The organism is uncultured Nitrospira sp., assembly GCA_902500695.1.
In the GTDB taxonomy this organism is placed as follows: domain Bacteria; phylum Nitrospirota; class Nitrospiria; order Nitrospirales; family UBA8639; genus Nitrospira_E.
In genome coordinates, this window is sequence record CABVRQ010000007.1 from 1 (window position 1) to 9,881 (window position 9,881).

Annotated in this window: 7 protein-coding genes; 1 reads left to right on the forward strand and 6 read right to left on the reverse strand. The window is 49.9% G+C overall.

What is annotated here, in order from left to right; translation table 11 throughout:
- Positions 1 to 306: 306 nt before the first annotated feature.
- From AAH187_RS02810 to AAH187_RS02820, 3 genes are all read right to left on the reverse strand, one after another.
- Complete coding sequence (locus AAH187_RS02810; protein WP_342346997.1) at positions 307 to 930, reverse strand: STAS/SEC14 domain-containing protein; 624 nt, start codon at positions 928 to 930, stop codon at positions 307 to 309.
- A gap of 155 nt (positions 931 to 1,085) precedes the next feature.
- Complete coding sequence (locus AAH187_RS02815; RefSeq protein ID WP_342346912.1) at positions 1,086 to 3,779, reverse strand: bifunctional acetate--CoA ligase family protein/GNAT family N-acetyltransferase; 2,694 nt, start codon at positions 3,777 to 3,779, stop codon at positions 1,086 to 1,088.
- 188 nt (positions 3,780 to 3,967) lie between these two features.
- Positions 3,968 to 4,897 carry a universal stress protein gene (locus tag AAH187_RS02820; protein ID WP_342346913.1) on the reverse strand — a complete coding sequence of 310 codons (930 nt, stop codon included), beginning with the start codon at positions 4,895 to 4,897 and terminating at the stop codon, positions 3,968 to 3,970.
- Between the two features lie 368 nt (positions 4,898 to 5,265).
- Here AAH187_RS02820 and AAH187_RS02825 point away from each other — a divergent pair, with 368 nt between their 5' ends.
- Positions 5,266 to 5,901, forward strand: a complete 636-nt coding sequence (locus tag AAH187_RS02825) for a YchE family NAAT transporter (protein ID WP_342346914.1) — start codon at positions 5,266 to 5,268, stop codon at positions 5,899 to 5,901.
- A 1,585-nt stretch (positions 5,902 to 7,486) separates the two neighbouring features.
- On the opposite strand, the gene AAH187_RS02830 is transcribed toward AAH187_RS02825, so the two are convergent.
- From AAH187_RS02830 to AAH187_RS02840, 3 genes are all read right to left on the reverse strand, one after another.
- The gene (locus AAH187_RS02830; protein WP_342346915.1) at positions 7,487 to 8,467 is read right to left on the reverse strand and encodes a sugar phosphate nucleotidyltransferase; all 981 of its coding nucleotides are present in this window, start codon (positions 8,465 to 8,467) and stop codon (positions 7,487 to 7,489) included.
- A gap of 346 nt (positions 8,468 to 8,813) precedes the next feature.
- A complete protein-coding gene (locus AAH187_RS02835) occupies positions 8,814 to 9,170 on the reverse strand; it encodes an STAS/SEC14 domain-containing protein (RefSeq protein ID WP_342346916.1) in 357 nt (118 codons plus the stop codon).
- Positions 9,171 to 9,510: 340 nt separating this feature from the next.
- Entirely contained in the window at positions 9,511 to 9,711 is a 201-nt protein-coding gene (locus tag AAH187_RS02840; protein ID WP_342346917.1) for a hypothetical protein, read from the reverse strand.
- Positions 9,712 to 9,881: the final 170 nt, after the last annotated feature.

A 9,881-nucleotide genomic window follows, 5' to 3' on the forward strand; every position in this document is an offset into this window, starting at 1 on the left:
GCTAAACGCTTCGGGGGTGTTTGGTTTGGGCGGGACATAGTCCGGACCAACAGTCGTACAGCCTATGATCGGTAAGCTAAGGAGGCAAACCATCAGGACGCTGAGTGATCTCATACTTGAACATCCCACACCCATGGCGGTTATCCATATCATGTTTCTGGTTTCTCAAGATACATTTGCTATCAACCGTCTAGGGGGCTATGCGACTGGCTCCGCGCCCAGCCACGCCCAGGCCTCATTCTCCCGATCTTCGGCAAATGTGCGCATATCCATATCCGCAAACGCGGGATTGGCGGTCTCAATGATCTAGCCCATCCAACTTGGCGCACCGACGATGGCGTAGCGCTCGACTTTCTCCATGGCGGCCAGCTTCATCGATACCAGGCCACTTTGCATGAATACTGCCGGATCGATGCCGCCGAAATGTTTAATCCGGTTGAGCAACCGCACCTTCTCGTGCCGCTCCAGAAACAGTTCGAATTTTTCAATGACCTCGGGCATTTCCTTCGCCGATATCACTCCATTAATCTCAAAGGCCAAGACATCGTCCTTTGATGTGGGGAGGAACCGGAAAGCCGGAGGTTGGGATTTGCGTGCTTTCGGCAATTCCGATGCCCACTTCAAGGCCTCATCACTCTCACCATGCGGGAACACCTTCATCTCCACGGTCGGAAATATTGAGGTCATGAAGCCGACCAGGACTTGCGGCCATTCCTTGTCCGTAATAAAGGCGAAGCGGGTGAATTGATTGATATGGCTGAGAAGTTCGAGATCGGCCATCGTACCCTCAACGAGTGCATCGGCGTTCATATCGGACAAGCCAGTGAAGTCAACCACAACACTCAGGTGATTATGGTTGCTCAGTTTTTCATCAAGAATGATCTTATACTTTTTGATGTCGTTACCCGTCAATTTGCCACTGAGATGCATGGCAATCACGTGATCCGGTGAGGTTAATTGTATATACATAATGATTTCCTCCGGATGCTTGAGATATTTGTGAATCGAGTCTGCTGCTTTGATTAGCTAAAAATTATTCATGGAGCAGCGATCTTGCAAACAATCTCTCTCCATTATTCAGACGCTCATCCGGAGGTGAGATTCAGGGTAATCTCCATTGCGTCTCCCTCTACTGTAAGTTTTTTTGTAAATCCGGTTCGCTGCGCCAACTCCAGCATCCCGGTATTGTCCGTTAAGACCTGTCCGATGAGTCGCTCGGTTCCTCTTTTTCGGCAATACCGGATCATTTTCTCCAATAATTCTCGCCCGACGCCCTGCCCTTTCATATCCGAACGCACCACAATGGCAAATTCCGCGTTTTGATTGTTGGCATCATTGATAGTCCGAACGACGCCAAGTGTTTCAGCACGTTTTCCTTCAGACGTCCGAATCGCAATGAACGCCATTTCCCGATCATAGTCAATTTGCGTAAAGCGGGCCATTTGAGAATGTGGCAACTCTTGAATAAGCCCGAAAAAGCGAAATCGGATATCCTCCGGAGTTAATCGGTCAATAAATTCATGATGGGCAGGTTCATCTTCAGGCCGGATAGGACGGCATAACACTGTTTCTCCGGATCGAAGCGTGATCCATTCCTCGAGTTCTTGCGGATAGGGACGAATGGCAAGATGGTGGGGACCTGGAATGCGAGAAGGCGCAATCTTCATCCTGGCATCTAACGCCAGCACCCCTTTCTGGTCGGCGAGAAGCGGGTTGATATCCAGCTCCACAATTTCCGGAAAGTCCTGCACAAGATGAGAAATTTGAATCAAGGTCAGACAAATGGCCTCAAGATCGACGGCTGGGCGTGTCCGGAATCCCTGCAATAAGGAGGCGATTCTTGTCGAGTGAATCAGGTCCTTCGCTAATTTCATGTTCAGAGGAGGGAGCGCCATCGCGTGATCCCGCAACAGTTCGACCGCGATGCCACCCTGACCGAACACAATAATCGGGCCAAACGCGGCATCAACCGTCGCACCAACCAATAATTCATAGGCGCCAGGCCGTCGCGCCATCGCCTGTACCGTCACTCCATGCATCTCCGCTCCAGGATGGATTTGCTGGAGCCGATCTTTCATTCCCTGAAACGCGGTCTCAAGAACTTTGGGAGATTCCACATCAAGTACCACACCGCCGACATCGGTTTTATGGGTAATGTCGGGAGAAAGAATTTTCACCGCAACCGGAAACCCCACCTGTTCCGCGAAGCGAATGGCTTGCTCAGAGGTCGACGCAATATGCGTTTCCACAGTTGGAATACCATAGGCGGCTAAAATCGCCTTGGCCTCCGGTTCATTCAACAGAGATCGCCCTTGCGCAAGGGCTTGCTCAATCACCAATCTCGCTGAAGAGGAAACCGGTTGAAATTCATGAGGAATAGAAGGCGGGATTTCCATTAACATTTTTTGGCGCTGAGAGTAGTCAATGAGATGAAGAAACGCCCGCACGGCCTTTTCCGGAGTGTCATAGGTGGGAATATGGGCTTCGGCAAACAGTTGGCGGGCCTGAACGGTTGTTTGGCCTCCCAGCCAACTGGTGAACACATTTTTCTTGGAGGACGATTCTCGAACCGCATTCACCACCGCCAATGCGGCCTCCTCGCTGGTGATCACTGCCGTGGGGGCATGGGTCACGATGACCGCATCCACATCCGGAGCGTTCAGGACACTGGTCAAGGCATGAGCATAGCGTTCCGCCCTCGCATCCCCGACAATGTCGACAGGATTTCCGCGAGACCAGCTCGCCGGCAAAAGAGCTGTGAGTTCTTGAATGGTGGCCTCTGACAAGCGGGCGAGAGAACCACCCCCTTCGGCAAAGGCATCGGCGGCCAGGACTCCCGGCCCGCCCCCATTCGTAACAATCGCTAATCGTTCTCCCTGCAATGGACGCGCACGCTCTAGTGTTTCCACCGCATCAAACAATTCATCGATTTCAAACACCCGCAAAATTCCGGCCCGGCAGAATGCCGCCTCGTAGACCTCGTCACGACCAATAAGCGCTCCGGTATGTGAACTGGCGGCCGTAGCCCCTTCCGGATGTCGGCCGCCTTTAATCGCTAACACCGGTTTATTTCGAGCGGCAGCTCTGGCGGCAGACATGAACTTTCTCGCCTGTGAGATGGATTCGATATACAGAAGAATGGCCCGGGTATTAGGGTCGCTGCCAAGATAATCCAGAACATCGCCCATATCGATGTCGGCGCTATCCCCGAGAGATAAAAAATGGGAAAAGCCGATTCCCTGAGAGCGAGCCCAATCCAAGACAGCCGTGCAGAGTGCACCCGACTGGGAAATAAACGCCAGCGATCCGGGGAGCGCCTCCAAATGCGCAAAACTGGCATTCAGATGCGTACCGGGAATAAGCAGGCCGATCGTATTCGGACCAAGAAGGCGCATCCCAAAATTTCGTGCCGTTTTTAGCATACGCGTCCACTCGGTCTCACTCTCCCTCTCTAATGGGTCCGGCCTCATGCCGGCTGTCAAAATGACCGCAGCCCGGACTCCGCGTTCTCCTAATTCTTCAAGCAACGGAGTGATGGTATCGGGAGGAGTGCAAAGAATGGCTAGATCAGGATTCATCGGTAAGGCCTGCACATTGGGATAGGCCAGCACTCCGCACACGGCTTGATACTTTGGATTCACCGGCATAATAGGACCCTGAAATCCTCCTTTAAGGAGATTCTGCATCACGACACGTCCTACTCGATGAGGCCGATTTGACGCACCGATCACCGCAACAGAACGAGGCTTAAACAGGTACTTGAAATTTCGAATGCTCATGACACGTGCCTTTATTCACAGATGAATATTGTCAAACTCTTCTACAATGCCCACAGCCGAGTGGATACGGTGTCGGGTGAGGGAGTGAGAAATAGGGCTATTCTGCTCTCCACTTCTGTTGGCACCAGGATAATGTTGATACAACAAGGAGCTTTCCTGCCCAGATTTCTGAAAATCCCCCTCTTCTTTTAATGACGAATGACCGCCACCGAACATCCGGCACTATGGGCAACCTTGTTGGACACACTGCCCAGAAACACCCGCTTCACTCCGGTCGAGCCACGCGATCCCATGACAACAAGATCAGCTCGCACATATCGAACAGCTTTAAGAATTTCTTCTCCAGGATTGCCAAACACCAAACGCTCCTGAATGTGAAGGTCATCAGCACTCAAGGCCTTTCGAGCCTGGTCAAGCAATTTCGCCCCTTCCCGACCCCGGATCGCCAAGAGTTCTTCAGCCAATTTTGCAAATTCATCCTCATGCTTGCTGTCGGCAATCAACGTTTGTTCGGTTTCGAATACATGCTTTTTGACGACATGGAGAAGGGTGATCTGTGAGGAAGGAGGTAATGCCAGGGTTTCAACAAAGTCGACGGCCGCACGCGAATCGGCAGAACCATCAGTAGCCAGGAGAATTTTCATGCCTCGAACAGCCTTTTTCTCCCGAGCCATGGGGCGAGCGATCAACACCGAACAAGGCGCTTCCTGTAACACCCATTGACTCACACTCCCGAGTAAAAACCCTGCCGCTTTGGAATAGCCACGTGATCCAAGGACCACCAGATTGACGGATTTCGTGTGAATGGTTTTTAAAATTTCCTCTCCAGGAAAGCCCTTTTTCACAAGAGGAAACACATGCACATTCTGGTGACTCAGTCTTTTTTCGACCTTACCCAGAAACTGACGTGCCTGTTCCAGCGCCTGTTTTTGAACCTCTTGTACCTGCTGGGAGATTTTCAAAATCCGTTCCTTCGCCAGACCCGTAATCTTTTGAGGGATGGGGTTCACATGAAGAAGAAACAGATCGGAACCACTGGGCAGTGTCAACTTGCTGAGGATCTGAATGGCCCCTTCAGAAATACGGGTTTGTTCTACCGCCAACAACACTTTCATCATTGCGCTCCTTTCGACCCATAACAAAAGAAACCGACTTCCCAACTCCAGTTTACCTTATGTCTCCCTTTCCTGTATTTTCTTTTCTCAATTCCATTGGCCCCACATGGAGGACAAATAGCCGAGCCACCCACGAACGATCCCAAGACAGCAAAACCAGTGCAGCAGCAGGCCACAAGCATGACAATCCGGCAAGGTAGAATTAGCTTAAATTTTTCTATTTTTTTTATGATGAGAGGTATCTCTTTCCAATACAGGCTATCGATGTCATGACCCATCGAAGCTCATGCTTTTTGTGGAAGTGAGGATTTAGGACGTTACATGTCCCTGATACCCAAGAGTATGGGAGGAACAAATAACATGGTTATCCGATGTTTGATTATACTGAATACCTAAAAATTTTTGTGGCGCTGTTAGCCGTCATCAATCCGTTGGGGGCTATCTCCATTTTCATCGCGTTGACCCCTGATGAAGACATGAAATCCAGACAGAAGATTGCCAGGATTGCATCATTCTCCGCGACCTTGATTCTGTTAGTAGCTTTGGTCGCAGGAGAAGGGGTACTCGCAATTTTCGGGATCAGCGTGAGTTCTTTTAGGGTGGGCGGCGGGATTCTCATCCTACTCATGGCCATTTCCATGCTCCAGGCAGAATTGAGCCCCACGGTGCAAACCAAAGAAGAAGCTGAAGAGTTCAACAGGAAACAGGGCATTGCCATCGTCCCGCTGTCTACCCCCTTATTAGCGGGACCCGGTTCGTTGAGCACCGTCGTGCTGCAGGCCCACAAAGGAACCGGCTGGGTTCATGAAGCCCTTATTGCCCTTGCGATCATTGCGGTCGGCCTATGCATTTGGACAGCGTTACATTTGGCACCTTGGATCTCTGAGCGTTTAGGTCAGACGGGCATAAATATTTTTACACGTATTATGGGACTCATCCTGGCCGCCATCGCGGTGGAATTTATTGCCAACGGGTTAAAAGGGTTGTTCCCGACTTTGACGGGATGAGACAAATAGCGTTCGGTGGATCGGCATGAATTCGCAATGGGCCAAGACATATTCGTTTTCCCCGGAGATCTATCCCGCTCGACTCAACAGGAAACTCATTGTGGATGGCTACTCAACCCACTTCCTTATTGAGAGCCCTTTCGCCTTACCAGACTATTTTTTGATCTTCATGAAGCTACGCATGGTCCGGTAGGTGTTGCCCATATTTTTCACATTTGGGGATAGAAATGCCATACTCGGGAAAGGAGGGAGGGACAATCGGGTGAGAGGCCTCATGCGTCCAACATCCCCACGAGATACTAAGAACTCAATAGACCTGAGGTGTGCCGGAGTCTTAGGACAATCATGTGGTCAGTGAAAGGTCGAATCCTCAACAATTCTGACTGGAAAAACCGGCTAAGACTTCACCTTTTAGAAAAGGTTCAGGAAGCGGTATATCTACCATTAGCTTTCTGCCATACCATTGCGCTCAAGGGCTCATCTCTCCACTCACTGATGGCGTAGATAAACACCCCAGAGTGGATAAACCAAAAACTCCCAATATTATCAGGGCCCCTCTTGAACCACGCATCATTTCTCCTTTGAGAAGGAGACATTCAAATTCTCTCTCAGGAGTCAGCCTCTCAATCAGTCCAACAAAATCCGGGAAGGGGTTACGCACGTGAAGGGATACTGATGAACGGGAACAGGACCTTTCAATGCGTACGTGATGAACGCTTGGCTCTAATTGTTCTGCGCATAAACCTTTGGCTCATGGATTTTTTTGTTCATCCATTTCAGCCGGAAAGAAGGTCTTGCTGCTTTCCGTCCTTGACGCCCCATACCGCGCACCCTTTCCCCATTCGTGGAGGTTTGCCTTTCCCGGTTGGTTTTTGGGAATGAATTCTTTTGCCCTCCCGCTCCCGGTTCCTTCCGTGTTTTTCAAGCTACTCTTTTTTTCGATTCCGTTGTTGTAGTTGAATTTTGTCTTTTTCCCGTTGTTGAAGATAATCCTGAGCCTGAAGTTGTTCGCATCCCTGATCTTGAAACCAAATAAGACTTGCAAAGCCCTCCGATTGGTAGGACTAACGAGATGAAGATGAAACCACAGTACATCTTCCTGGGTATCAAATAAACACCTCCTCTTAAGAAGGAGTAAAAGCGACATTGTTTTGGGCCAACCACAATTTACCTACACAAACAGGGAAGAAATATTCCGGGAAACCGGGCCGACATTCAGACCAAAAGGGAAAGATGTGCGAACGGGGATTACTGCAACTCAGCTGATGAACAGACCTCCTGGACTATGATGATATGTTTTTGGCTAATATCTCTTTCTCGGCAACGAACCAATCATCGAGATCCTGCCCATGGTGCCCGCCTCGACAGTGAAATAATTCATACGCCCGCTGGGTGATACGCGCATGCACATTCCCATTGATAGCTTGAGAGTTTATGGAATCGTTGCTACCAGGGACCATGCTCTCCTGGACCTCTAAAGGGTCCTCTCTCATAGAAGTCTTTTTTCTCGATACGCTCTTGAACTTGGCGGCTGAGGGGGACTTTTGGGGTGTATCGGATGGTTGACTCGATGGTTTTTTTGCCATTACGCCACCTCCACGTGAGGACTTGCATATATGGGAGCCAAGGACCTTTGTAAAATATCGGAAGGAAATGCAGGTTCTTTTCCCAGAGTTTTGAGGGTCTGGACAATGCGTTCGGGTTGTCCCCAATCGCTCCACAGCACTTCTTCGAATTCCATCACTCCCAGATGCTCAGGAATCCGTTGAAGCAATTCACGAGAAAAGTCCAGGACAGGCATTTCTTGATAGATCTCGTGAAGCGTCTCATTTTCATGCACCGTCCCAATCGTCGTTCCCAACCCTTCAAACCGCTCCATCATAACCGGAAGGTGTTGCCAACCAAGTTTCCAGAGAGTTTTCACTTTGGCCACCATCACCAACGTATTCCAAAGAGCGCCATTTGCCATTGCCTGTTTTCCTTCAATGGGGTCTGGTTTTTCAAGAAAGGAACCAGCCAGGCGAATACAAGACCCACTGCTCCAGCCCAGGACTTCGCCCGGGTTGATCCACCCATAGTCCAATTCGGGATGTGAAGGAGAAGCGCCAAAAAGGATCAAACGATCCTGGAGAAAATAACTCGCGCGAATCCCTCTCCTGACCGTCTCGATAAAACGAGCTTCCGGAAAGACAAAATGATCGGATGGGAAAATAACTACCGTGGCATCAGCGTCCCATGCTCGAACAAAGGTCAGCGGAAGAAACACTCCTGCGGCCGTTCCACAATTATGTGGCTGAACAATAACGTGTCCAGGCTTATCCCTCTCCATGGCTTTATTCAAAAAATCCCGATGATTCCGACCGATCACCGTGACTTTATGTTCAGGTCTTACCAATCGGTCTGCCCGATCCAGCGTATGTTGGAGCATGGATCGTTTTCCGACAAATGTACAATACTGCTTGGGCTTATGACCGCCCAACCATTGCTCGATAAACGGGCGGGTCCTTTCCCCTTCTCCACCAGCTAAGACAATGGACCACAACGGATTAGCCTGGGTGCTCAGCATGTTATTCCCCTCCTTGGGTCATGAATGCCAAAGAAAAATAGGGTCCTTCCCCTTCATCCCAGGTCTTTTGTAAAACATTACACAGAGGGAAGGAACTAGGATTTCCCCTAGTAACCCGGAAAAAAGTCCCTAGGGCCTTCAATAGAATCCCGATTTACCATGCCGGACATGACATCTTCCTCTGTCCCTGAGCGAAACGAAGGATCTCGCTGAACCATGGCCTCGTCGACTGAAGAGAAGGAGGGGTTTCAACTCAAACGGCTGTTCATCCAAGATCGCATAAACTCATTCACGGTCGAATTCTCTGCCGCCCAGCTCGAGCCAATGGGTAATGGTTTTGAGGATCTCATCCCTTTACCCAATGCCAGGCCTCGTCAGTCTGATCTGGGGTAAAACATTTCAATTGGGCCTTGGGCCAGGGAACAGAAACCTCTGGTCCACACTTTAACCATCGTCGATTCCCCACCAACGCAATTCGTTGATACTCTTGAACGTGCCGAAGATGATCGGTCATCTCCTCCCATAAGGCTTGCCCATTCAGGCCCTCAAAGTTTGCCATATCACATAAGAAATTAATCGGCCCAACATCTTGCATCAGTTTTTCCAAGTATGCATTCAATAGATCATACTCTTCGATCGACAATTTACCCTCAACCCGTATTCCCACAATTCCATCTTCACTTTCATCTAAAATCCGATACATACTATTACCTTTCACCCGCGAGGCAGAAAGTCGTTACCGGTCTTCACGGCTCATTTCCACAGAAGGAAACACCGTCTAATGGCTTAACATTTTTCTGCCTGCTCTCCACTTGCACTTCCTTTGCCCTAGAAACATTTCACCTGTCCCTGAATGGATATGGTCCTGCTCATCTTTCTCTAGCGAGGGTTATGCCAGGGGAAAGCCTCTGGGGAAATCTCTTTTTTCATAATGGGTTCTGAGGGAATGGGACAAAGCAGGCTATTGTCCCTTGGGCAAAAACGCTACAGGAATTATTGGAGAACTGTTGAAGTTTGCAACAATGAGTGGGAGAGGGTGGGAATCAGACCGATTGGTCAAACCCAAGATTAAATATGAGGACTCCAGGCAGGATTGAGCCCATCGTCGGTTCAGGAATCACTAGTCCTGTCCGCTGCCTCCCTAAAACTTCACCTGCGAACCCTTGATGGCTTTGAGCCACCACCCTGATTTTTCGATGAGGGGTCCCGAGGCGATCCGTCCGGCCCAAGGTGTGTTGGAGCATCGACCGGTTCCCACGAATGTTCAGTACTGCTTAGGTTTAGTGTAGCCTCCTAAGCATTTGTTTAATAAACGGACGCGTTCGTTTCCCCTCCCCTCCAGCGAGAATAATGGACCATAAGGCATGGGATGGAGGCAAAAGCCGGGGTTCCTTCCTTTGAATTTGAAAATTCC

Excerpts from the sequence above, each read along its gene's own strand:
- AAH187_RS02815 (WP_342346912.1), bottom strand. The coding sequence starts at position 3,779 with ATGAGCATTCGAAATTTCAAGTACCTGTTTAAGCCTCGTTCTGTTGCG.
- AAH187_RS02810 (WP_342346997.1), bottom strand. The coding sequence starts at position 930 with ATGCATCTCAGTGGCAAATTGACGGGTAACGACATCAAAAAGTATAAG.
- AAH187_RS02825 (WP_342346914.1), top strand. The coding sequence starts at position 5,266 with ATGTTTGATTATACTGAATACCTAAAAATTTTTGTGGCGCTGTTAGCC.
- AAH187_RS02835 (WP_342346916.1), bottom strand. The coding sequence starts at position 9,170 with ATGTATCGGATTTTAGATGAAAGTGAAGATGGAATTGTGGGAATACGG.
- AAH187_RS02830 (WP_342346915.1), bottom strand. The coding sequence starts at position 8,467 with ATGCTGAGCACCCAGGCTAATCCGTTGTGGTCCATTGTCTTAGCTGGT.
- AAH187_RS02840 (WP_342346917.1), bottom strand. The coding sequence starts at position 9,711 with ATGCTCCAACACACCTTGGGCCGGACGGATCGCCTCGGGACCCCTCAT.
- AAH187_RS02820 (WP_342346913.1), bottom strand. The coding sequence starts at position 4,897 with ATGATGAAAGTGTTGTTGGCGGTAGAACAAACCCGTATTTCTGAAGGG.